This is a genomic window from Echinicola soli (genome assembly GCF_006575665.1).
In the GTDB taxonomy this organism is placed as follows: Bacteria; Bacteroidota; Bacteroidia; order Cytophagales; family Cyclobacteriaceae; genus Echinicola; species Echinicola soli.
In genome coordinates, this window is sequence record NZ_CP041253.1 from 953,362 (window position 1) to 978,461 (window position 25,100).

The 25,100-nt window shown below is 47.0% G+C and carries 18 protein-coding genes; 13 read left to right on the top strand and 5 right to left on the bottom strand.

The features are described 5' to 3' along the window. The first annotated feature begins 2 nt into the window (after positions 1 to 2). The 13 genes from FKX85_RS03945 (at position 3) to FKX85_RS04005 (ending at position 19,179) form a co-directional block, all read left to right on the top strand. Positions 3 to 1,628: a RagB/SusD family nutrient uptake outer membrane protein gene (locus tag FKX85_RS03945; protein ID WP_141613494.1), complete on the top strand. Its 1,626-nt coding sequence runs from the start codon at positions 3 to 5 to the stop codon at positions 1,626 to 1,628. A gap of 429 nt (positions 1,629 to 2,057) precedes the next feature. Beyond that, positions 2,058 to 3,485, top strand: coding sequence for an L-fucose/L-arabinose isomerase family protein (locus FKX85_RS03950; protein WP_141613495.1), 1,428 nt, complete (start codon positions 2,058 to 2,060; stop codon positions 3,483 to 3,485). A 67-nt stretch (positions 3,486 to 3,552) separates the two neighbouring features. Next, a complete protein-coding gene (locus FKX85_RS03955) occupies positions 3,553 to 4,392 on the top strand; it encodes a transketolase (RefSeq protein WP_141613496.1) in 840 nt (279 codons plus the stop codon). Beyond that, entirely contained in the window at positions 4,392 to 5,351 is a 960-nt protein-coding gene (locus FKX85_RS03960) for a transketolase family protein (RefSeq protein WP_141613497.1), read from the top strand. The genes FKX85_RS03955 and FKX85_RS03960 overlap by 1 nt, the downstream gene beginning before the upstream one ends. Positions 5,352 to 5,413: 62 nt before the next feature. Next, positions 5,414 to 6,364 (top strand): D-ribose ABC transporter substrate-binding protein, encoded by a 951-nt coding sequence (locus FKX85_RS03965; protein WP_141613498.1) that lies wholly within the window; start codon positions 5,414 to 5,416, stop codon positions 6,362 to 6,364. Between the two features lie 268 nt (positions 6,365 to 6,632). Continuing rightward, complete coding sequence (locus FKX85_RS03970) at positions 6,633 to 7,298, top strand: DUF2291 domain-containing protein (protein ID WP_141613499.1); 666 nt, start codon at positions 6,633 to 6,635, stop codon at positions 7,296 to 7,298. Next, positions 7,285 to 8,802 (top strand): sugar ABC transporter ATP-binding protein, encoded by a 1,518-nt coding sequence (locus FKX85_RS03975; RefSeq protein WP_141613500.1) that lies wholly within the window; start codon positions 7,285 to 7,287, stop codon positions 8,800 to 8,802. Before FKX85_RS03970 ends, FKX85_RS03975 begins: the two co-directional genes overlap by 14 nt. A 200-nt stretch (positions 8,803 to 9,002) precedes the next feature. Further along, a complete protein-coding gene (locus FKX85_RS03980) occupies positions 9,003 to 9,950 on the top strand; it encodes an ABC transporter permease (protein ID WP_229239752.1) in 948 nt (315 codons plus the stop codon). A gap of 93 nt (positions 9,951 to 10,043) precedes the next feature. Then, positions 10,044 to 11,540, top strand: a complete 1,497-nt coding sequence (locus tag FKX85_RS03985; protein WP_141613502.1) for an FGGY family carbohydrate kinase — start codon at positions 10,044 to 10,046, stop codon at positions 11,538 to 11,540. A gap of 605 nt (positions 11,541 to 12,145) precedes the next feature. Then, positions 12,146 to 13,072 carry a dihydrodipicolinate synthase family protein gene (locus tag FKX85_RS03990; RefSeq protein WP_141613503.1) on the top strand — a complete coding sequence of 309 codons (927 nt, stop codon included), beginning with the start codon at positions 12,146 to 12,148 and terminating at the stop codon, positions 13,070 to 13,072. A 40-nt stretch (positions 13,073 to 13,112) separates the two neighbouring features. Further along, positions 13,113 to 14,612 (top strand): sodium:solute symporter, encoded by a 1,500-nt coding sequence (locus FKX85_RS03995; protein WP_141613504.1) that lies wholly within the window; start codon positions 13,113 to 13,115, stop codon positions 14,610 to 14,612. A 91-nt stretch (positions 14,613 to 14,703) separates the two neighbouring features. Further along, positions 14,704 to 16,419 (top strand): hypothetical protein, encoded by a 1,716-nt coding sequence (locus FKX85_RS04000; protein WP_141613505.1) that lies wholly within the window; start codon positions 14,704 to 14,706, stop codon positions 16,417 to 16,419. A 1,374-nt stretch (positions 16,420 to 17,793) separates the two neighbouring features. Next, positions 17,794 to 19,179 carry a DUF4403 family protein gene (locus FKX85_RS04005; RefSeq protein ID WP_141613506.1) on the top strand — a complete coding sequence of 462 codons (1,386 nt, stop codon included), beginning with the start codon at positions 17,794 to 17,796 and terminating at the stop codon, positions 19,177 to 19,179. A 3-nt stretch (positions 19,180 to 19,182) separates the two neighbouring features. Here the strand turns inward: FKX85_RS04005 and FKX85_RS04010 are convergent, their stop codons facing one another. The 5 genes from FKX85_RS04010 to acs all read right to left on the bottom strand — a co-directional run bounded on the left by FKX85_RS04010 (position 19,183) and on the right by acs (position 24,597). Next, entirely contained in the window at positions 19,183 to 19,467 is a 285-nt protein-coding gene (locus FKX85_RS04010) for a DUF2442 domain-containing protein (RefSeq protein ID WP_141613507.1), read from the bottom strand. A gap of 75 nt (positions 19,468 to 19,542) precedes the next feature. After that, positions 19,543 to 19,770, bottom strand: a complete 228-nt coding sequence (locus FKX85_RS21855; RefSeq protein ID WP_210416904.1) for a DUF4160 domain-containing protein — start codon at positions 19,768 to 19,770, stop codon at positions 19,543 to 19,545. 46 nt (positions 19,771 to 19,816) lie between these two features. Then, positions 19,817 to 20,491: a 3'-5' exonuclease gene (locus FKX85_RS04020; protein ID WP_229239753.1), complete on the bottom strand. Its 675-nt coding sequence runs from the start codon at positions 20,489 to 20,491 to the stop codon at positions 19,817 to 19,819. Then, complete coding sequence (locus tag FKX85_RS04025; protein ID WP_141613508.1) at positions 20,488 to 22,434, bottom strand: DUF294 nucleotidyltransferase-like domain-containing protein; 1,947 nt, start codon at positions 22,432 to 22,434, stop codon at positions 20,488 to 20,490. Before FKX85_RS04025 ends, FKX85_RS04020 begins: the two co-directional genes overlap by 4 nt. A 264-nt stretch (positions 22,435 to 22,698) precedes the next feature. Then, positions 22,699 to 24,597, bottom strand: coding sequence for an acetate--CoA ligase (acs, locus tag FKX85_RS04030; protein ID WP_141613509.1), 1,899 nt, complete (start codon positions 24,595 to 24,597; stop codon positions 22,699 to 22,701). Positions 24,598 to 25,100 lie beyond the last annotated feature (503 nt).

Consider the following 25,100-nt stretch of genomic DNA (forward strand, 5'->3'; position numbering starts at 1 on the left):
TCATGAAAAGCATAAAAACAATCATATATACAGCAGTGTTGGGCTTGACGGTTTCTGGCTGTTCTGGATACCTGGATGAGGAAAATCTGGGAAACACCACTGCTGAAAACTATTATGGAGACCAAGCAGGATATGAAGGGCTTATCAATGCCACCTATTCTACCTTGAGGGACGTTTACCAACCGACACCTTACATCTTTTGTGCTGGTACGGATTTATTCTTTGCCGCCCATGCGGAAGTACCTTTGGGTTTGGCGTCTTACCAAACCTTGACACCTGGCAATGGCCAAGTGGAGGAACTCTTCAAGACCCTTTATCAAAGCATCCAAATTGCCAATATGGCCCTAGAGTATTCGGATGAAACTACGCCTTACACAGCGCTGGAAACGCGAGTGGCAGAAGTGAGGGCCATTCGTGCCTATTATTATTTTCTGTTGGTCCAAAACTTTGGCGATGTGACATTGGTGACCGATTTGATCAAAGAACCCATTGTCAGCTTTGGGCGTAACCCTGCTGGTGAAGTGTATGATTTTATCATCAGCGAACTGGAGACCGCTATCGAAATGCTACCGATGGACCAACCTGATTTTGGCCGGGTAGACAAGCGTGTCGCACAGCATATTTTGGCCAAAGTCCATCTCACCAGAGGCTATGATACCGAAAATGGTGGTTCAGCTGCAGATTTCACTCGAGCAGCACAGTTGGCCGACGCAGCCATTGACGGTCAAGCGTTGAATTTAGCATTTGGGGAGCTGTTTGAATACCAAAATGACAATAACGAGGAAATCCTTTGGTCCATTCAGTATGCAGAAGCATCCACCTTAAATTCCCCGGCCCACAATTGGGACTATCCATGGGGGCCACTGGTACAAGGCAGCGACGATGGCGTCAATAAGAAAAATGCGCTGCACCCTACCGCGTACCTGTTTACTCTTTATCAAGATGCCGATACCCGCTTTGAAGGAACCTTCCTGAATATCAAAACCAGCCCTTACACCGGCTATATCTTGAATCCTGAAAGTACTCCTGTAAATTATTATTACCCACGCACTGCAGCCCAATTGGCTGACACGACCGCTTGGCGAGCAGCTTCTCCTAATCGCACCGAGACCATTATCACGCCGATTGGCCCATATTGGTGGGATGGGCTTAACCAGACCGATTTTCCTGCATTGAAAAAATTTGACCGCCTGCAGTTGCCGGACATCCGTTATACGCATGACTTGTATTTGGCGAGATTGGGCGAAACGTATTTGATTGCCGCCGAGGCCTATCTCCAAGCAGGAGATCCAGGGACAGCCTTGGCCAGGGTGAATGAAGTACGACGAAGGGCTGCTGCCCCTGGAATGGAAGCGGCCATGCAAGTATCTTCCGTGGACTTGGACTTTATACTTGATGAACGTGCCCGGGAACTGGCCGGTGAAGGGCTTCGCTGGTTAGATTTAAAGCGAACCGGGAAGTTGATGGAGTACACGGCAGTTCGTAATCCCGATATCAAAACGATCTATGACAGCGGTACAGACCCGTTCTTAGGCGCCAATGGTGAATATAAAATCCTGCGTCCCATTCCATTGTCGGCCATTTCACTCGACGCAGGTGATTATCCACAGAATCCTGCTTACGAATAAGAATTTCATTGGGATTTTTTGATGCTGACCAATCTCTCCGCTTTTCCACTTCTGAAATGGAAAAGGGAGAGATTTTTTTGTAAAGTTTTCCCAATGGCAGGAATGTGCAGGATGGGAATGATTGGTCCAAATAGGATATTAGACTGTGACAATAAGCTGAAAAGCAGTTAAAAGCGCATTTTCAGCAGTCTTTAAGTTTAGGTGAAATTAGTTTATCTTCTGATGGATGCATTGATCCTAAGCTATTACCTGATAAACCCCGAGGGCCCGATATGAAATGCCAATTTCGGTATGTTTTCATCAAGGCCATGCAGCTGTTTAGCTGCCTCCTTTTACTATTTATAAAGTCAATTATACAAGTCAAATCAAGTGACAGACACTGTGAACGCGTTCCTAGTGGCCTGCTACCCAAAACCGAGAGAAAGTAAAATGCTATTTACAGGTAAAACCTTAAAGCCCATGACCTTGGGCGTAATTATAGGGAACCGTGATTTTTTCCCTGACAAGCTGGTGTCCGAAGCACGGAAGGATGTGTTGGAATTGTTGGAAAAGCTTCATATCCGTCCCGTCATCCTGGATGATCAGGAAACCAAGCTCGGAGGAGTCGAAACCTTTCAGGAAGCCACCAAATGTGCCCAACTATTCAAAAAGCACCGAGATGACATCATGGGTGTGCTGGTAGTCCTCCCCAATTTTGGTGACGAGCGTGGTGTGGCGGAAACACTTAAACTGGCCAATCTCAATGTACCCGTATTGGTCCAAGGGTATCCTGATGACCTGAATAAACTGGACGTCGCCCGAAGAAGGGATGCGTGGTGCGGCAAGATTTCCGTATGCAATAACCTTTACCAGTTTGGAATCCCTTATACGATTACCACCGACCATGTAGTGCATCCCTCGGACCCTAAATTCACAGAAGACTTACAACGGTTTACCGCCGTTTGCCGCATTGTAAAAGGCCTGCGCAATGCACGGATTGGTGCCATTGGTGCCCGGCCAGGCGGGTTTAATACGGTACGCTACAGTGAAAAACTGCTCCAACGAAGCGGTATCTCTGTGACCACTATTGACCTGTCGGAGATCTTGGGCAGGGCAGAGCGGCTGGATGCTGAAGAAGCCAGGGTAAAGGAGCGACTGGAAAAAATCCATGCCTATGCATCAGTGGGCAAGACCCCTCAACATGCCTTACATCAAATTGCCAAGATGGATGTAGTGCTCAATGAGTTTATGGAAGAAAATGTATTGGATGCTACGGCCATCCAGTGCTGGACATCGGTACAGCAAAATTACGGCTGTAATGTCTGCACCAGCATGAGCATGATGAGTGAAAACATGATGCCCAGCGCCTGTGAAGTGGACGTGACCGGCACGCTGACCATGTATGCCATGCAGTTGGCATCTGGTTCTCCAAGTGCTTTGGTGGACTGGAACAATAATTACGCCGACGACCCTGAAAAGTGCGTACTTTTCCACTGTGGCAACTGGGCCAAGTCTTTCTTACCGGACATCGAAATCAGCACGGCCCCGATCTTGGGCACTACAGTGGGCGAGGAAAATACCTATGGTGCACTTTCCGGCAGAACGCCTGCTTCACCTTTGACCTACGGGAGAATCAGCACCGATGACCCACAGGGCAAAATCAAAGCCTATATCGGCGAAGGTCACCTGACAGACGATGAGCTAAACACCTTTGGCAATAGAGCGGTCTCCAAAATTCCTGACCTGCAGGGCCTGATGCAGTATATCTGCAAAAATGGCTTTGAACACCATGTAGTCATGAATGCCTCCCATACCGCCAATATCCTCGAAGAGGCCTTTGGCAATTATATGGGCTGGGAAGTGTACCGACATGGCTGAGGTTAGACATGAGACAAATTCCCCCTTTTAGGGAGCTAGGGGGTAAACAACCAATAACAAAACAACCATGACAACCAAAGAACTCGAAATAAAGTCGCTGAATTACCGCAAGAAGGTACTTCAGTACATAAAGAAAGCCAAAGCGGGGCATACTGGAGGAAGCCTTTCCTGCACCGACATCCTCAATGTGCTCTACAATGAGGTGATGAATGTCTCTCCAGAGAATTTCCAAGACCCAAACCGTGACCGCTACATCCAAAGCAAGGGCCATTCTGTGGAAGCACTGTTCGTGGTGTTGGCAGATCAGGGGTTTTATCCGGAAAGCAATATCGAAACCCTATGTCAGTACCAATCCCACTTCATCGGCCATCCGACGCGGAAAGTGCCCGGTGTGGAGCAAAATACCGGAGCTCTGGGACACGGACTTCCCATCAGCGTAGGAACTGCCCTGGCCGGGAAAATGGATGGCTTGGATTACCGGGTGTTTACCCTGATGGGCGACGGGGAATTGCTGGAAGGCTCCAATTGGGAAGCAGCCATGGCCGCCTCGCACTATAAATTGGATAATCTGGTGGCGATCTTGGATTACAACAAATTGCAGATCACCGGTGCAGTAAAGGATGTCTGCAATTCCGAACCTATAGACCAAAAGTTTGAAGCCTTTGGCTGGAGTGTAAAGCATGTGGACGGGAATAATGTGGAAGCGCTGAGCGAAACCTTAAAATCAGCACCATTTGAACAAGGAAAGCCCAGCTTTATTATCGCCCATACCGTGAAGGGCAAGGGCATTAGTTTTATGGAAAACAACATCAAATGGCACCATGGCGTGCCCAGTGATGAACAATATGCCGAGGCCCAAAAAGAACTGGACAGCCAGCTGGAAGAACTTTCAAAAGAAATTATCTGATGACAGTAAACATAACCAATACATTAAAACAAGGCCAGGCCAACCTGGAAGTCTTTTCGGCTACATTGCAAGACTTGGCAGAAGCGGATAAAAATATCATCGCGGTGACCAGCGATTCCAGAGGATCGGGAAAGCTCGTGCCTTTCGCAGCCCAATATCCCAAACAGATCGTGGAAGTAGGCATTGCAGAGCAAAATCTGGTGGGCGTATCAGCCGGATTGGCCTCTACAGGGAAAAAAGTATTTGCCGTTTCCCCGGCTTGTTTCCTGACTGCCCGTTCTCTCGAGCAGATCAAAAATGACATTGCCTATTCAGATAACCCGGTGAATGTCATCGGCATTAGTGCAGGGGTGAGTTATGGCGCATTGGGTTCTACGCATCACAGCCTTCATGACTTTGCCGTCCTACGTGCGGTCAATAACATCATGGTGGTAGCACCTGGAGATAATTTTGAAACAGAGATGGCCATCCGTCAGGCCGCGGCGTTGGAAGCACCCGTGTACCTCCGCTTTGGCAAGAAGCCCATGCCCTTTCTGAGCGATAACAAGGATTTTGCCCTTGGCAAGGGACGAGAAATCCGTGAAGGCAATGATTTAGCTATAGTGGCCACAGGCGAGACTGTTTGGCCGGCGATGCAAGCAGCGATGTTGCTGGAAGAGGAAAAAGGCATCGAAGTAGGCGTGATCAGCATGCACACCATCAAACCGCTGGATACAGCCCTGTTGGAAAGCATAGCCAGTAGATATTCTGCGATCATCACGGTAGAGGAACACAGCATTTATGGCGGCCTCGGCGAAGCCTGCGCTTCATTCCTTTTGCAATCGGGCTATCAGAAGAAGTTTAAGATCATGGGAATCCCTGATGAATATACCGTGACGGGTTCGCAATTGGACATCCTTGGCCATTATGGCATTTCTGAAAAAGGAATTGCCGCTGAGGTGCTCAAATTGCTGCGGTAAATATCGACCAAAAGACCTTGCAGTTTTTCAACACCTACAAGGTCTTCCTTAAAACAGAATTGATGAAAAAAATAACCCAAAATACCCTAATGTGGTGCTTGCCTCTGCTGTTGCTGGTAGGCGCCTGTGAAAGTAAGTCGGCTACAGACGCCAAGGGAAAGATAGCAGTCATCGTCTCTACCTTGAATAACCCCTGGTTTGTGGTACTGGCTGAAACGGCGGCGAAGGAAGCAGAAACACTGGGCTATGAAGTCAGCATCTTTGATTCGCAGAACAACACGGCCTTGGAGAACAACCATTTTGAGAATGCGATCACAGCAGGCTATCAAGCCATACTTTTTAACCCCACTGATGCCGAAGGCTCGGTCAGCAATGTGGCAAAGGCAGCAGAAGCCGGTATTGCGGTGTTCTGTATGGACCGTGAAGTAAATTCCACCTTGCCCACTTCCCAAATCCTCTCGGACAACTATGCAGGCTGTGTGTCGCTTGGAAAATACTTTGTCGATCAATTGGACAAATCGGGCAACTATGTCGAAATCCTCGGGCTGGTCGGTGACAATAATACCTGGAACCGCTCAAAGGGTTTTCATAGCGTGGTGGATCACTATCCAGGTTTGAAGATGGTGGCGCAGCAAAGTGCAGATTTTGACCGGAACAAGGCCATGGAAGTGATGGAATCCATCCTTCAGGTACACCGGGACATTGATGCGGTGTTCTGTGGAAACGACGCCATGGCAATGGGAGCCTATCAAGCCCTCAAAGCGGCAGGCTTGGAAAATAAGGTAGAGGTATTTGGCTTTGATGGCGCAGCCGATGTGGTGGATGCTGTAAAGGATGGAAGAATCGCCGCCACCGCTATGCAATTCCCAAAAGTAATGGCCAAAACGGCTGCACAGCTGGCAGACAAGTTTATCCGGGGGGAGAAGGCCTTTGTCAAAAAACTGCCGGTAGATGTGGAGCTGGTGCATCCGGGGAATGTGGAGCACTATGCCGCTTATGGGAAAAAAGAATAAAGCGTCGAATCCGTAATATGAATTATGAATCGTAATAGATAGGTTAATGCATATTCCGGGTTGAAAAGTTTGAAAGTTGCCAGGTTTGAAGGCTGGCCTTCGAATGGTGTTAAGGAGAGAAGTTTACCGGAGGCGAACCAGCTTGGTAACCGGTCAGATAATAACCGATTCTCATGTGCTGACGGTACCTGACCCCGAAACATGCCATTAATTCACGCAGTGACGAATTGGTTCTAAGACTCAATACTCATGACTCAATACTAAAGAAATGAAACGAAAATGGATTAAAAATAGCATCATTGGCGTCCTCTTGCTGGTCGCATTGGGCAGCTCGATAAGCATCAAAAAACTGGATGAAGTACGCGCCAGTGCCTCCGAAGAGGAATTCGACGCAGTGGCTTATGCTGAAGATTTTTGGGAAAAGGAGCTGATCCCTGATTTGGAAGAGGCAGTAGAAGTGAACCACTTGACCCATTTACTCAGAAACCGGCCTAAGGAAGCGTTTGAGCAGCATTCAGAAGCTTTGGGCATCGGTAATATTCGTTTTTTTATGATCCAGGGAAAAGGCGAAATCCGTCAAGTCGGTGAAGATGACCTTACAGTGCTGGTGGAGACTGATACCAGTAGCCAAGTGGTAAAAATCGAAACCGAGTACATCTTTGGCAATGCTGTCCGCGATGCCAGTGGCAAGGTGGACCTGACCAAGTTTGAGCAAACCATGGACTTTAACAACGTTTCGGCAGCTATTAACCAACTAGTAAGGGAAAAGGTCTTGCCTTCCTTGAAAGCAAATGCTGAAGTGGGAAAAGAGATTGCTTTTGTAGGGGCCGTGGAAATGAATCGCGAGCAGGTGGATTTGAGCGAAATAGCCTTGATTCCAGTGAATGCCACTTTTTTGGAGGGAAAAGATCAGACCGTCTATGCTGACCGTTAAAAACATCACCAAGGAGTTTGCCGGAGTAAAGGCCTTGGACAATGTCAGCTTGGAGTTACAAGCAGGGCAGGTTACAGCCATCTTGGGTGAAAATGGTGCAGGAAAATCCACGCTCATGAAAATTCTTTCCGGGGTTTACCCGGACTATGATGGCACCATTTATTTTCATGGAAAGCCTGTCAAATTCCAAAATACCAAAGAAGCCCAAGAAATAGGCATCAATATTATCCATCAAGAGCTGAACCTCATCCCCTATCTCGGTATTCGGGAAAACATCTTTTTGGGCAGGGAGCTGGAAACGGCCATCGGACTACTGGATGTGGCCAAGATGCACAAGGAATCAGTGAAGCTGCTCAAAAAACTCAAGCTGGACATGGATCCAGAAACCCCCGTCAGCCAACTCAAAGTAGGTCAACAGCAGCTGGTGGAAATTGCCAAAGCGCTTTCACTGGAAAGTCAGGTGATCATCATGGACGAGCCTACTTCGGCGATTTCCGACCAAGAGGTGGAAATTCTGTTTGAGATCGTCAGGCATTTAAAGGAGGAAGGAAAGGCCATTGCCTATATCTCCCATAAACTTGACGAGCTTTTTGCCATTGCTGACCGCTATGTCGTGCTCCGGGATGGACAGATGATCGAAGCAGGCAAAATGGAAGGCATGACCGAGGACGCCCTGATCCAAAAAATGGTGGGCAGGGAAGTGGTCATTGAACGGTCCTGCACCGACAGACAATTTGATGAAAAGATACTTTCTGTAAAAAATTTAACTGTCAAGCATCCCAAAATTGTCGATAAGTTCCTGCTTAAGGATATCAACTTTGAGTTAGGCAAGGGAGAGGTGCTGGGCATATTTGGCCTGATGGGAGCAGGACGGACCGAGTTGATGGAAGCACTCTTTGGGGTACTTCCGCATCAGGGAGCAGAGATCACACTTGCTGGAAAAGTCCATGAATTCAAAAAGCCCCTGGAAGCGATGGATGCAGGATTGGCCTTGGTGCCGGAAGACCGGAAACATGATGGTCTGGTGCTGTGCATGGATGTCTGTACCAATTCCAGTTTGACCGTAGTGGACAGTGTCCTAAGTGGAGGACTTTTGGACGAGAAGAAGGAAAAAGGCCTTGCCCAAAAGTACATGGGCGAACTTAAAATCAAGGCTTCTTCCCACCGACAAGTCGTGGAAAAACTAAGTGGGGGCAACCAGCAGAAAGTGGTCTTGGCCAAATGGCTGGCAACACGTCCAAAAGTACTCATGCTGGACGAGCCCACCAGGGGGATCGACATCAATGCCAAAAATGAGATTTATAAGCTGATCAGACAATTGGCCAGTGAGGGACTCGGATTGATCGTGGTTTCTTCGGAATTGCCAGAGATCTTGGCCATTTCCGATCGGGTTTTGGTCATGGCAGAGGGAAGGCTGACGGCCAATATCCCCATCAGTAAGCAGACTTCAGAGGATGAAATCCTGCAAGCTGCCATTCCTAAAAACAAGGAAAGAATCAAGTAGCTAGTATCAAGATGTGAGACTTGAGACAAAGTAACCAAGGCTGTTCCGGATTTGTAATCCGGAACCTGTGATAAAGGGGATTTACAATCCCCAAAACCAGTCCACCTGAGAACTGATTTTCGTCAAGCAGCTACATTTAAACCTTAAAATTAACAACCAATAACCACCCCATGATTACCTTAAAAAAACCAATGCCATCGATGGCAAAATTCCAATCACTGATTGCGTTGCTCATATTGTGCCTGGTACTCAGCCTGCTTTCGGACCGCTTTTTGACCCTGGCCAATGGTTGGAATGTGATGCGGCAAGTGTCTGTCAATATCTGCATCTCAGTGGGCATGACCCTCGTAATTCTCACGGCGGGCATAGACCTCTCTGTTGGATCCATTTTGGCCCTTTGCGGTGCTGTGACGGCTTCACTGATCAAAAACGGCATTGCCGTGGAGGGGATGAACTTGCATATTGGCTTTGAACCGCTCGGGGCAGTCATCATTGGTGTGGGGCTTGGGTTTGGTCTGGGCTGGTTTAATGGCTGGACGATTACACGCTTTAAGGTGCCGCCTTTCGTGGCGACCTTGGCCATGTTGACCATCGCTCGTGGGCTGACGATGCTGTGGACGGGAGGATTTCCAATCAATGGCCTTGGGGCAGACTTTGCCTTCTTAGGTACAGGATGGTTTTTGGGCATTCCCATGCCCGTCTGGATCACGGCGGTGATAGTGGCATTGGCGACCTTGCTGACCAAAAAGACCAAGTTTGGTCGATATGTGTACGCTATCGGCGGCAATGAGCGGGCAGCAAGACTATCAGGCATCAATATCAGCAGGGTAAAAATGACCGTTTATGCTATCGCCGGTGGCTTGGCAGCCGTGGGCGGGATGATCGTCACGTCGCGCTTGGATTCTGCACAACCCAATGCAGGGATCAGTTATGAGCTGGACGCCATCGCAGCGGTAGTCATCGGAGGGACATCACTTTCGGGAGGCAAAGGTACGATTATGGGCGCCGTCCTAGGCGGCATTATCATCGGAGTCCTGAACAATGGCCTGGTCCTGCTCAATGTTTCCCCTTTCTGGCAGCAAGTGGTCAAAGGAGCCGTCATCTTGCTGGCAGTGGTGATCGATAAGGCAAACAGTAAGGAGGATTAAAGTGAGGTTTGAAGGTTAAAGGTTGGAAAGTCGATAATACCCTTGGCGTTGGGCTTCAAACTAACTTATGAAAATAATAATTGATATATATCCATGAATAATACTAACCAATTTATCCTTTCCATCGACCAAGGAACCAGTGGAACCAAAGCATTGGTATTCGATGAAAACGGTCAACAAGTGGTCAAGGCAACTGTGCCACTCAAAACCCACTACCTGGACGGAGGTTTGGTGGAACAGGATCCGGAGGCCATTTATCAAAATGTCCTGGAGGCCGTTGGCATCTGCTTGGCGGATTTCCAGTTTCAAGGTCATTCTTTGGACGCTATTAGCTGTGGAGGCATCTCCAACCAGCGGGAGACCTTCTTGCTTTGGGGCAAAGATGGCAAGCCGCTTTACAATGCGGTAGTCTGGCAGTGCAAGCGTTCAATTGGGGTCTGTGATCGGCTGAAGGAAGAAGGGCTTGAATCCATGATCATGGAAAAAACCGGACTGATCATTGACCCGTATTTTTCAGGCACCAAGCTGATTTGGTTATATGAAAATGAACCGGACATTAAAGCCGCCATCGATGTGGGCGAGGCATATTTCGGCACAGTAGATACGTGGCTACTGTATCGGCTGACCAACGGAAAAGCCTACCTCACTGATTATACCAATGCCTCCAGAACCCTATTCTTTAACCTGGACACCTTGGAATGGGATAAGGAACTGTTGGCTAAAATGGGACTTTCTGGACTACATCTACCAACAGTAAGACCGTCTTCGACCAATTTTGGGCAAACCGATTTTGAGGGACTGTTGGACCAAGCATTGCCGATATGTTCGATGATCGGCGATTCGCATGCGGCTGCATTTGGGCAAGCGTGTTTTGAACCGGGCACCGCCAAGGCCACTTTGGGAACCGGCTGCTCTGTGTTGATGAATATTGGTGCAGCACGTAAATCTTCCGGTCACGGCATGGTCAGTACCATCTGCTGGAGCACAGAAGGTCAGGTCAATTATGCCTTGGAGGGCGTGATCGTTACCTGTGGTGCCACGATCGAATGGCTGAAAAATGAACTGGGGTTGATTCAAGACAGTAGCGAAACCGAGGCCATGGCCAAAGCAGTTTCATCCAATCAAGGGGTATATTTGGTGCCGGCATTTAGTGGATTGGGAGCACCTCACTGGGACATGAAGCGAAAGGCTTCCCTGGTTGGGATGACCTTTGACAGCGGTAAAAACCATATCGTCCGTGCTGCACTGGAATCCATTCCTTACCAGATCAAAGATGTGATCGGTGCGATGGAAGAAGACGCTAAGCTCAGATTGGAAGTACTGAATGTAGATGGTGGCATCAGTGCAAACGGTTTTGTCATTGATTTCTTGGCGGACTTGTTGGAAAAGCCAGTAGCACGTGTGGGAATCGCAGATGTATCTGCTCTCGGGGCAGCTTATTTGGCCGGCTTAAAGGCGGAAATATTCAGGGACTTGGCATATCTCCAACAGCTACAGCAAAAGCAATGTACCTCTCCAAATGGGCCATGCGAGGCCATAAACCTTGCTTATGAAGGCTGGAAAAACGCTGTTAGAGGAATTAATAGGTAGGGGAGTGGTACAGGGCAAACGTATTTGCCAAGGAAAATTATTTTTAAATCCCTCCCCTGAAAGGTGTGCTTAATCCAGCCCAATGAAACGCATTGGGCCAATAGGTGATGATGAGACTGATCGCGGCCTGTAAGGCCAGCTAAAAATCTTAACGGTTAAACCTGAGTAGATTATGGATACAATATCATTCCGTCCCCGATAGTATCGGGGCAGGCTATTGCGACAACCGGAGGGAGGAAGCAATCTTGTATTCTTAAGACGGGATTGCCACGTCGCAGGCTCCTCGCAATGACGTAAATAAACCCAGGTTAAAGGTATTCCCGTGCATATTGTTTGGCTAGATGGAAGAACTGAGCTGGGCTTTCAGCCTTAATGGCTACAAGCGATTTTTCTGATTTTGAAGCAATTTCGGGTCACAACAGATAGACAAATGCATATGTTTCCCCGGAAATTCCAAAAGAGCGCTCCCCTCCATCCCGTAAGTGCAGGATAGTCATTTGTCGTTAAAGGCTAAGTTTGTACCATGTTCTTTTATTAGCGGGCAACCTGGGGAAGCGACAAACTTCTGCAATAGCCTTAAACCCACAAAAGCAGTACTTTAACTGATGAAAACAATACAACCTTTACCGCGCCCTTTTAAGGGAATCGTGCCTCCGATGATCACACCATTGGTTGATGATAACCAACTTGACGTTCCTGGATTGGAGCGATTGATCAATCACATCATCGCAGGAGGCGTTCATGGATTATTCATTTTGGGGACTACGGGAGAGTCTACCAGCCTATCATATGAAATCCGTCATGAACTGGTAAAGCGTACTTGCGAAATGGTGGACAGACGAGTGCCCGTACTGGTGGGAATCACCGATACCGCCGCCACGGAAAGTCTGCGACTGGCCGAAACCGCAGCAAATGCAGGTGCTGCCGCTGTAGTGGCCGCTCCCCCCTACTATTTTAGCCTTGGCCAGCCAGAATTGATCGAATACTATGAGTACCTGGTGGAGAGACTAGCCCTACCATTGTTCTTGTACAATATGCCTTCCCATACTAAAATCGTCATCGAGCCAGCTACCGTAAAAACACTCAGCCAGTATGATAATATTGTCGGCCTCAAAGACAGTTCTGCCAATAATGCCTACTTCAACAAGGTGATGACCAAAATGAATGATCGACCAGACTTTTCACTTTTTGTAGGACCGGAAGAAATCATGGCAGAATCGGTTCTGTTGGGTGCCCACGGCGGGGTAAATGGTGGAGCCAATATGTTTCCAAAGCTGTATGTGAAGCTATTTGAAGCAGCCGAGTCAGGCGACATGGAAACGGTCAAAAAGCTCCACGGCATCGTCATGCAAATATCGACCAAAATGTATTCCCTTGGCCAGTTTGGCTCCAGCTATTTAAAGGGCATCAAAGGTGCATTGAGTCTCCTTGGAATCTGTAGTGATTATATGGCATCGCCCCTGCATCGCTTTAGGGAAAAAGAACGTGAGGTCCTCGCTGCCCAATTAAAGGATATCCAACAGCAGCTTTAGTCAAAACGCCCAGAAACACGACAACCTAACCCAATAGACCATGCAACTACCCATTATTGACCTGATCATTTTTTTGATTTATATGCTGGGCATCCTGCTGTTTGGAGCATCATTCTACTTCAGAAAAGGCAGGACTACGGACGATTATATGGTCGGGGGAAGGCGATTACCGTCTTGGGCCATTGGCATGTCGATCTTTGCGACCTTTGTGAGCAGTATCAGTTTTTTGGCCTTGCCGGGAAATGCTTATCTGACCAACTGGAACAGCTTTGTTTTTAGCCTTTCCATTCCCATCGCAGCGCTGATTGCGGTCAAGTTTTTTGTTCCACTGTACCGCGGGGTGCAGAGTGAGTCTGCGTATTATTATTTGGAAACACGATTTGGCCCTTGGGCAAGGACATATGCTTCCATCTGCTACCTACTGACACAGCTGGCCAGGATGGGAACGATCCTCTACTTGCTGGCTTTACCGATGAATGCATTGCTAGGTTGGGATATTGCCACCATTATCATTGTCACGGGAATCTCAGTCATCATTTATGCAGCCATGGGAGGAATTGAGGCCGTCATCTGGACCGATGCCATTCAAGGGATCGTGCTAATCCTTGGTGCCTTGACCTGTTTGGGGATCATTCTCTTTTCCATGCCGGAAGGCCCCATGCAAGTCATAGAAATTGGTCAAGCACATGATAAATTCAGCCTTGGCAGCTATGGCTTAAGTTTGACAGAGGCTACATTTTGGGTGATTTTGATCTATGGCCTGTTTATCAATCTCCAGAATTTTGGCGTGGACCAAAACTACGTGCAGCGTTACATGAGTGCCAAAACCGAAAAGGAAGCCATCAAATCCACTTGGTTTGGGAGCAGCCTTTATGTGCCGGTATCGCTCCTGTTTTTCTTTATCGGAACTGCCTTGTTTGCCTATTACCAAGTCTTTCCCGACTTATTGCCCGAAGCACTTCACGCCAAAGATGCAGCGGATAGAATATTCCCCTTCTTCATCGTAGACGGCCTTCCAAAGGGCCTTACGGGCCTACTGATCGCCTCTATCTTTGCTGCCGGAATGAGTACCATCTCGACCAGCTTAAACAGCTCCGCTACGGTCATTTTAACAGACCACTACAAAAAATACATGAATCGAAATCCTACTGGCAAGGACAATTTCAGGATACTGACCATAGCAGCAGTGATCATGGGATCACTTAGTATTGTCGTATCCTTGGCCATGACAGAGGTAAAAAGTGCACTGGATGCTTGGTGGGCATTGAGTTCTGTATTTAGCGGAGGGGTATTGGGCTTGTTTCTCTTGGGCTACTTCTCCAAAAATGTCCAACAAACCGAAGCCGCCATTGGCGTGGTAATCGGTATCCTGGTCATTGCCTGGATGAGCCTCACGCCCATCTTCATCACCGAAGGCCCTTGGCTGTCTTTCCGAAACCCCATGCACGCCAACCTGACCATAGTGATCGGAACCTTAGTCATCTTTTTAACAGGATTTCTCCTATCAAAAGTGTTTAACAGAAAGAAATTACAACCATAAAGAAAATCGAGCATGATGCTTAACCTCCCACAGAGGAAAGATTACAAATCCTGCGAGGTTCCATGCGGCCTTTGAAAGAAAATCATAAAACATGAAAGCAACCTTATTATCCAGATCCGTCAAACCCGCTACCGGAAAACCGGTCATTGGCGTGTTTGCACCTTGTGACCCACGCATAGATGCGGCCAGCAGGGAACGTAGCACCAACATCATCAAGCACACCGCAGAGTCCCTTGCCGGAAAGATCAAACTGCCGGATGGAACTGCCGCGGAGGTCGTCTATTCAGATGTGCTCATCGATGCTGAAGGCCAAGCAGACCAAGTGGCCAGCCAATTTAAAGAAGCCGGTGTCAGTGTGCTCGTATGTGTGCCGGACACCTGGTCATTCCCGCAGCTGACGACCATTTCGCTTCTTTCCCATTTTCCAAAGGATATCCCTATCAATTTTACCACTGGTAATAGCGCCACACGGCCTGGAGTGGTCTATACCCATGCCACCTCAGGGGCTATAGCCCAGTACGGAAAATTAACACACATCAACGTAGGCAAGTGGCCTGATGAAGGACAAAACCCACAAATGAGCGCTCCTACGCTCAAAGCCCTGGTGGACTGGTGCTATGCTGCCGTGACCTTCCAAGGCCTCAAAGGAAAGCGTGTGGTGGTCTTTGGGCATGATTCCATGGGCATGGAGACGGCACTTCCCCATGTATTGGAAACCAGAAACCAGTTTGGCATAGAAGTGACCAGACTGGACATGAAGCTCTTGGCGGATATGCTCAAAAAAGAATCTTATGACAAAGAAGAGCTCAAAAAGCTAAGAACGTGGCTGGAAGAACACGCTGGCGACCGCATCGAACTTCCTGATGGGGAAAAAGACAGCGAGCTACTTGACCAAAGCCTGGCACTATACCTGATCGTCAGAGACCTGATGCAGGAAATAGATGCGGTGGGTGGTGGCTTTATGAGCCAGCTGGAATGGGGCTCTGATGATCGTGGCATCCAGCTTCCAGTAGCAGACATTATGGAGTCCCTTTTCAATAGTACCTTTGACCACAACGGACCAAAAGCCGTGCTGCCCTTTGCGACAGAAGCTGATGTACAGGCCTTGTTGACACAGCTGTTTATGACATGGCTGTCAGGCGGTCATCCTCCACTCTTTATGGACTTTAGAAAGGCCTGGGACAAGGAAGACATCACTGAACTGGCTGCACAAAACAGCTACCAGCCAAACGGCGGCGAGCCTTGGCTCCAGAAAGGCTTTGTGGATGGTGTAAACTCAGGTTCGGCTTCTTTTAATTGGGCGGCCATGCCCGGCACCGAAGAAAAGGAGATCATGAAAAAAATCACCTTCCCCAAGGCTGTGGATTACTTTTATTACCTGGGCAATTCGGTGCACTTTATTTCACCGGGCAATATCAAAGGGCTTGCCGCCAGATTGGCCTACAGCTCACTGTCGGGAATGTTCTCAATGATCTGGGACGAAGCAGAAACAGTAGCACTTCCAGATAACTTGGCCAAAAAAATCTGTGATGGTGCCAACCCAACTTGGCCACATACTTTCGTTGTGCCCAAATACGCTTCCATGACCGAATACAAGCAATATGCTCCAGCCAATCACTTCCACATGACCTGGGACTTGGAACCGGCAAGACTGCAATTCTGGATGGACTTCTGTAATGTGCTTTCTGTTGCTCCATGGCAGAAGCGACCGGCATTTATCGAGAAAGTTGATCGGCCAGTACCGCTATTGTATTTGCTGAATGGTGGTGAAGATGCCACCAAAAAGCTTAAAGCAGGAAAACACTGATGGCTTTATAAGAAACGTTACCATTTCGGCCTTGGAGACAATTCCAAGGCCATTTTTTTATTGTTTTGGATCTAAATACTCCTATATTTTTTGCCACAAAGGCTCGAAGGCACAAAGAGGATTGATAGGGATTTGCCGTGTACTTGGCCCTTATTTTCCCAAAAAACTTGGGGCTTGGGGACTTGGTGGCTCCTATGTTTTTTGCCACAAAGGCTCGAAGACACAAAGGGGATTGATAGGGATTTGCCGTGTACTTGACCCTTATTTTCCCAAAAAACTTGGGGCTTGGGGACTTGGTGGCTCCTATGTTTTTTACCACAAAGGATCGAAGACACAAAGAGGATTGATAGGGATTTGCCGTGTACTTGGCCCTTATTTTCCCTAAAGACTTGAGGGCTTGGGGACTTGGTGGCTCCTATATTTTTCGCCACAAAGGCTCGAAGGCACAAAGGGGATTGATAGGGATTTGCCCTGTACTTGGCCCTTATTTCCCAAAAGACTTGAGGGCTTGGGGACTTGGTGGCTCCTATATTTTTCGCCACAACGGCTCGAAGGCACAAAAGGGCGCCCGTGGAGGCAAAACTTGATTCTAGCAAGCTTTAATGGCTAGTGGTATTGGCCAGGACACCCAACTCACTATTATCGCAGACGGAAGTGTCAGCAGGGATGCTCCGCTAGGAGCATTAGCTTGGTAACAGAAAGGGGAAATTGGATCCTAACAGTGCCGTAGGTACTGACCACGGGGAAGGAAAGCATATATGGTTATCAACTCTTTCAGGAACATGGAGGACAAATTCACACCTATTAAGTCCTTTGTTCCATGTAATTAATATCAATCATAATCCTAAGAATAATGTGGTACGTGGTGTTGAGTTAAAAACTCAATGTTCGTGGTTCCGCAGCACAGCTGTCGGAACAACAGGGGATTGATGGGGATTTGCCGTGTACTTGACCCTTATTTTCCTAAAAGACTTGAGGGATTGGGGACTTGGTGGCTCCTATATTTTTTGCCACAAAGGCTCGAAGGCACAAAGGGGATTGATGGGGATTTGCCGTGTACTTGGCCCTTATTTTCCCAAAAAACTTGGGGCTTGGGGACTTGGTGCCTCCTATATTTTTTGCCACAAAGGCTCGAAGGCACAAAGGGGATTGATAGGGATTTGCCGTGTACTTGGCCCTTATTTTCCCTAAAGACTTGAGGGCTTAGCGGCCCCTTTGTTTCAAAAAGCCGTTTGAATATACTGATCCATACAGTCGAAGGGCTTTGAAGTTTGAGCATTAATAAAATTTAACACACGATTTTTGTAATTCTTCGGCCTTGGCATCTTGATTTTCATCATGATTCGTTATTCTTGTAAGCCCGAAAAGTTCATTATGAAAAGTAATCTCCTCATCATCAGTATTATTCTGCTGATCATTTCCTGTAAAAGCATCAATCCTGAAAAGCCAAAGTTTTCAGGAGAACCAACAGCATTGCCTGAGGCTATGTCCCGTGTCAATGTTCCTTTGGAAATCCCCCTGGACTATATCGAGCGCAACCTGAACCGCGAGCTCAGCGAATTACTTTATACTGAAAAAGGGTTAAACATGGGCAATGGCATTTTAGCTGACCTGGACGTTAATAGGACTGGTGATATTTCACTTTCCTCCCTCGGCCAAAACAAACTGGAAATCAACCTCCCCCTACAGCTAAAAGGGCAAATCAATATCCAAAAAAAGATTTTCGGCCAGAGCATTTCTACAGCAGTGCCCTTTGACGAAGATCTTGCGCCACAGGTGAGCTTTGAGCCTGTCATCGGGCGAAATTGGGACATAGGCATCTCCAATGTGAACATCGAAAGCTGGGGGAGATCACTGAAATACAATTTGCTGGGCTATGAGATTGACTTTGGTCCAATGCTAAAAGAGCATGTAGAAAAAATGCTCGACGAGCAACTCACAGGTGAAAACCTCAGCCGTATCAGCTTCAAAAGCATGATGGAAGAAACATGGCAAGCCTATGGCAAGCCGGTAAAATTTGAGCAAGACGGCATCGATGCTTACATTTACACGGTTCCTCACAAGATCAAAGTCCGAGAGCAGTTCACTGCGGACCAAAAACTCAAGCTTACCATTGGCATCGAGGGAGAAGTGTTTACCCAAATCGGAAGTGCCCCGGACATTTCCCCCAGCCCACTTCCCAATCTTTATTTTAATGAAGACAGCCGAAACTATATTGACATCATGCTTCCGCTGTCGATTCCTTACCAGGACCTGGACAAGTACCTTAACGAGATGCTTTCCCAACAGCAATTTAGGATGGACAGCAAAACGGTCTTAACGCCCAAGGCCTTTGAAACACAAAGTTTTGGGGACAAAGCCTTGGTAAAGGTGGACTTTACAGTCACGCGAAATGACAAGAAAGATATAAACGGCAATATATACTTGGTAGGAAAACCTACCTATGATCCTTTGCGCGAGGCCATCATTTTTGAGGACATTGATTTTGACCTGAACACCAAGAATATCTTAGCAAACAGTGCCAGCTGGATGAAGCAAGGGGCGGTTTTGGAAGAAATAAAAAAGTATGCCATTTATCCGATTGGAGAGTATATTCAAGCGGCCAGGCTAGAGCTCCAACAACAAGGATACATCGAAACTGACTATGCTTCTTTTAGGGTAAAAAGACCTGCCTTGGACGTTGAAGGCATTTACACCACCGAAAAAGACATCCGTCTTTATTTACGTTCCAAAGGTGAAATGGAGGTGAAGTTGAAGTAAGAGCTAAAATGCTATTTTACCCTTATACAAATCCGAAATTGGAAAAATCATTTCATAGTCCCCCCATTGAAGGTTATCATCCTTAACCTTAAAATCTCTAAATTGATCTTCATCTAAGTACTTTTGGATTTCCGGATGCGTATAATGGCTTAGAAAAGGCCTAAAATCAACTGTCTTTTCTGTTTTGTCCTTGAAAAATATCCTAATGCGAAATTGTCCAACATATTCTGCCGCTTCTATGCCTATAAAAGTTGCCCTATATGCTACAAACTCTTCCCGAACTTTCATTTTAGTTTCGTGGTGATTTTTTCAAAACTTACTTTTCTTTGATAAACGAAATAATCGACCCAATTTGTTACAATCTCATTGCCATATTTTACTACAAAATTTTTTTAAATTTTGTAAATCTTGGCCTTTAAGGGAACTCCTTCCTTGTACATTTGAAATAATAATCTCATCTATTACACCTTCTCTCATTATAAATGAGACTTTAGTTTCCTTTCCCGATTTTGCAGCGTGGTCATAGACTGGTTCGTGCTCATTTGAATAGAAGTATAAGACAATACCTAAATATTCGAAAATCTTGGGCATCTAAAAATATAAGAAGTTTACACCCGCATTCAAAATTCATCAACTATTACCACCGCATCAAATCACCATACGTAACTACTCCTTTCTTTTCAGCTTCCTTAAGCAACTTGATGAGCAGTTGGGCGGTCAGGAAAGCATCTCCTGCTGCGGTGTGGCGGTCATGCACGGGGACTTTGTATCGTTCACACAATTTATCCAGGCTATAATCGCGCAGGTTGATCCGGGAAGGGTCATAATGAATGCCATGTTCCAGCCTCATTGCCAGATCGCCTGTGTCCACTACTGGATTTTGAAGCTTTCTAAGCCCAAGGGGCTCGCATATTTTTTCTAGCATCGCAAGATCAAATCCGGCATGATGTGCCACTAGGATATCGCTCCCCAGATAAGGCAAAAATCCCCTTACAAACTCCCTTGGAGAAACCGCATTCTGCGGCTGTAAGATTTCATGGATTTTGATGCTGGATGCATTCTTTCTCTTCGATTGCACAAATTGCTCCCGTGAGCTCTGTACCAGGATTCGGTTATTCGTGATTTTTATCCCACCAAAAGCCAAGATATGATCTTTTTTTGGATCCAAGCCGCTAGTTTCCGTATCCACCACCACAAAAGTCAATTCACTAATAGGTAATTTCTTCGAAATTGGCTTCGTGAAATTTTCCTCATAATGCTTCACCATAGCGGACTTCATCGGCCGCTTTTTGAAAATTTTCCACCAGCTCATTTTGGAATATAATCGGTTTGAAATCGGATTGTAAGCACTTCCTGTATTTGATGGATGGGTGCAAAAGCATTTTTGAGCAATTGCCGCTGTAGCTTGCCCAGTGACCGTGGAGTGATGTACCGACCGGATGTACCACTGGCAATCCCCTCCAATGCCCTTAGCCTCAAAAATATCTCATACGCACTGGCTGCTTCTTCATAAAGTGCCGCATTCTTTGGTTCCAGCAAAGCGAGCTTCTCAAAACGATCGAAGGTATTATTGATTCCCAGTACTTTATGGCTCAGGATAAGTAAGCGTGCAGCGTCTGCCAATGGCATCATCGCCCGGAGTTTGATGTCAAACTGATCCTGGTGTTCCCCGGATTTTTCCACGATAAAATTCTTGAAAAAGCCCAATGGTGGGGGATTGAGCAATGCATTTTTTGCCAGAAAACCCAAAAAAGTTTTCCGCTCCTCGATGACTTGGTAAATATGATGCGTCATATCTTCGGCTAAGGACTTGGCACCATAAACGGCCCTAAAATCAAAGAAAATCGTCGCCTTCATTAATGATTCTTCCTCGGGAAGGTTCACCCAATGGCTGAAATATTCCTTCCAGACAGCAAGTGGTTGGCACCATTTAGGGTTATTTGCCATCACTTCATTTGGACAGGGGTGGAAGCCACAGGCAATCAACGTCTGAATCACGTCTTGGGACAGGGCCTCAAAATAGGCTTTGGTACGCGGCAACTTATCCTCTTCGACATCCTTAAAAACCAGGGCATTGTCCAGGTCAGTGCGTAATAACTGTTCCTGCCTTCCTTCACTTCCCAGCGACAGGAAACAAAATGGCACTTTACTTTCCTCCTGGTAATCTTTATCCAGTTTTTTCCTGGCCAAAAATACCGCCCTTCTGATGATCACATCATTGATTTCTGACAAGATGCTTGCGACAAAATCTATGGCCACTTCATTTTCCAGAAAATAGCCTAATAACGATTCCGCCCGGTCACGGATACCTTTCATTTCCTGCACGTCCCAGGTATTCATAAGTCCGTGAATCAACACCGCGGGGCTGTTGCCATGGGACAAAAACACATCGTGATCGGAGATGATCCCCGTCATTTTACTTTTGTCCGTACCGTCCTCGGTGAGCACCAAGTGATGCAAGCGGTTCTTGATCATGGTCAGGTAAATGCCGGGAAAGTCACTTTCGTGATGCATGGTCAATACCGGCCTGGTCATGATTTGATCCACCTCCACATCATAAGCCAGACCAGATGCTACCAATCGGTTTCTAATATCCTTATCTGTAATGATGCCTACGGGAAAATCCTGCTGATTCACCACCACAATGGAGCCAACATCCTTTAGCTGCATCTTTTTTGCAGCCTCTCCAACCCGGGTACCTTGTTTGCAACTCAACACTTCGGTAGGGAAGTTCAATTTGCGCTTTTCCATAAACAGGGAAAGGCCATGGTCGGAACTGGCATCCCGGAGTAGCTTTCTGGCTTTTTGGGACTGGGAAAGATCCGTTCTGACCACTACTTGCCCTGCGGCAAATCCCGCCGCAAAGTACAGACTGACTTCGCTGTTTTCCTTAAGCACGGTGTCAAAAACATCTACCGGAACTGCATAGAGCAAACTGTCTTCTGCCACATAGCCATTGAGCACATAAGGGCGTTGCCCCAAAAGGGCCAACACACCAAAGACTTCCCCTTCATCACAATAATCCTTCACCACCATCTTTCCGGAGTCTTCTTCCGTCAGATAAACAGATCCTTCTTTGAGCACAAAAAAATGGGGGCTGGCCGGATTTCCTTTTCTGAAAATATATTCCCCTTTGGTGAAATACATCAGTTCTACCTCCCTGGCGACACTTTCCAGCAATGTATCTGACAGAAAACTGAATGGCGGATACCTATGGAGAAACTCCTTTACCCGATTGACAATGACATTTGACATGGCTATTTGGAAAAGGGACTTGATTCAACGGTGTTAAGCCCTAATAGGGAAGCAATCTACTCAAAAAGAGGCGAAAGGAAAAGAGATGGAACGCAGATGACGCTGATAAGAAGGATGAGGCAGATATTCTTGAGGGACAGTGCTGGCAGGACAACGGGGATAGACGGTGGACAGTGGCCCGTCGACAGTGCACAAGGAAAGATAAACAAAAAAAGCCGCCCCAAAGCGGAGCAGCTTCTATTTATCATTACAAACAAAGCAAACCTATTCCACCCTTCCCTTAATAATGTCTTCGACCACAGAAGGATCCAGCAGGGTGGAAGTATCTCCCATATTATCAAAGCTTCCTTCCGCCACTTTTCTCAGGATTCTTCGCATGATCTTACCGGAACGGGTCTTTGGTAAACCCGATACGATCTGGATCTTGTCCGGCTTGGCGATAGGCCCAATGATCTTACTGATGGTATCCTTGATCTCTCCTTTAAGGTTTTCTTCTGTTCTGTTTTTCATATCACAGATCACGTAGGCATAGATTCCCTGTCCTTTGACCTCATGGGGATAACCCACCACGGCAGATTCGATCACTTTAGGGTGCTCGTTGATAGCATTTTCTACTTCGGCCGTTCCCATGCGGTGGCCGGAGACATTGATCACGTCATCCACACGGCCCAGGATTCGGTAATAGCCATCGTGGTCTCTCTTCACGCCATCACCTGTAAAATACATCCCCGGATAGGCCGAGAAATACGTTTGCTTGCAACGCTCATGGTCACCGTAAGTTGTCCGGATCATGCCCGGCCAGGGGAATTTTATACAAAGGTTGCCCTCCACAGAATTGCCTTTCAGCACCTTTCCTTCCGGATCCACAATTTCCAGCTGCACGCCCGGCAGAGGCAGGGTGGCATAGGCCGGCTTGGTGGGGGTTACGCCCGCCAATGGTGAAACCATGATCCCGCCGGTTTCGGTCTGCCACCAGGTATCCACGATCGGGCAGCGGTTTTTACCAATGTGTGTATGGTACCAGTGCCAAGCTTCCTCGTTAATGGGTTCACCTACTGATCCCAGTACTTTGAGCGAATCCAGTTTGTAAGGTTCGATAGGTTTGGTACCGTGTGCTTCCAATGCCCGAATAGCGGTTGGTGCCGTATAAAACTGATTGACTTTATATTTATCCACAATGGCCCAAAACCTTCCGGCATCCGGATAGGTGGGTACACCTTCAAACATGATGGAAGTAGCACCGGCCAAAAGCGGACCGTACACGATATAGGAGTGGCCGGTAATCCATCCGATATCCGCAGTACACCAGTACACATCCCCTGGCGAGTATTGGAATACATTTTCAAACGTGTACTTTGAATATACCATGTATCCACCCGTGGTATGTACCACGCCTTTGGGCTTTCCAGTGGATCCTGAGGTGTACAGGATGAAGAGCATATCCTCACTGTCCATCACTTCCGCCTCGTTGGTATCTGGCTGTTCTTTGATGGCATCATGCCACCAGATATCGCGGCCTTCGACCATATTGATATCCTGTTTTGTTCTTTGATAGACCATCACCGTTTCCACGGTAGAGGTTCTTTCGAGCGCCTCATCCACCACGGCCTTTACCGCTATTTTTTTAGTACCGCGGAAGTTTCCGTCTGAGGTAAGCACTGCCTTTGCCTCGCAGTCATTGATCCTATCGGAAAGAGCATTGCTGGAAAAACCCGCAAAAACCACCGAATGGACTGCTCCGATCCGCGCACAGGCCAGCATCGCAATGGCTGCTTCAGGGACCATCGGCATATAGATGATTACTTTATCCCCTTTGCCGATTCCTTTGGATTTTAAGGCATTGGAAAACTTGCAGACTTCATGGTAAAGCTGACGGTAAGTAAGCGTCCTACCTTCCTCATTCGGGTCGTTGGGTTCCCAAATGATGGCTGGACGATCGCCCATTACAAAAAGGTGTCGCTCAAGAATATTTTCAGTGATATTTACTTTTCCATTCACAAACCACTTCACATCGGGACCTTCAAAGTTCCAGTCCAACACTTTATCCCATCGCTTTTTCCAGTGAAAGGAATCCGCTATTCTGGCCCAAAAACTTTCCGGTTCCGTGACACTTTTTTGATACTCATGGAAATAACCACTAAGGGTATGAATTCTATCACTCATCGTCAAATAATGATTTTAGGTTTTATTATTAATTCAATTTTGCCTTGTCGAACACGACTGCACAAACGAAATATTTTACTCAACTGGTTTTTATTAAAGGAAAATTTCCAAAAAGAACCAATCGATTTTCAATATTTAATCATTCCTAAATCTAAGCAATTAATTGTTTTTTTCTAGGAGAAAGCAGGAGGGTTTTTGAAGTAAATTACTTTTTCTTCTTCAGCCTTTCAGGATTTTGGCGTGCTATCCCTGATTGGTGTTGACCGGATTAATCATTGGTTTTTATTGTCAAACATTATAATAATTGGTCTTTCCCTAGATGAAAGTTTTGACCGATTCCTTTCAAACCTTTCCAAGCTTTTGCCCATTATTGGTTATGACGGGGGCTATGCCCAGGCAGGGACTCAATGTTTCTTAGTATCGGCAGAAAACCGGTACAACCGCCTCTTAGTGTTGTCCCACCGTCTCTGACGCGGGAGCTCAAAGACTGAGCCTCCCGACTC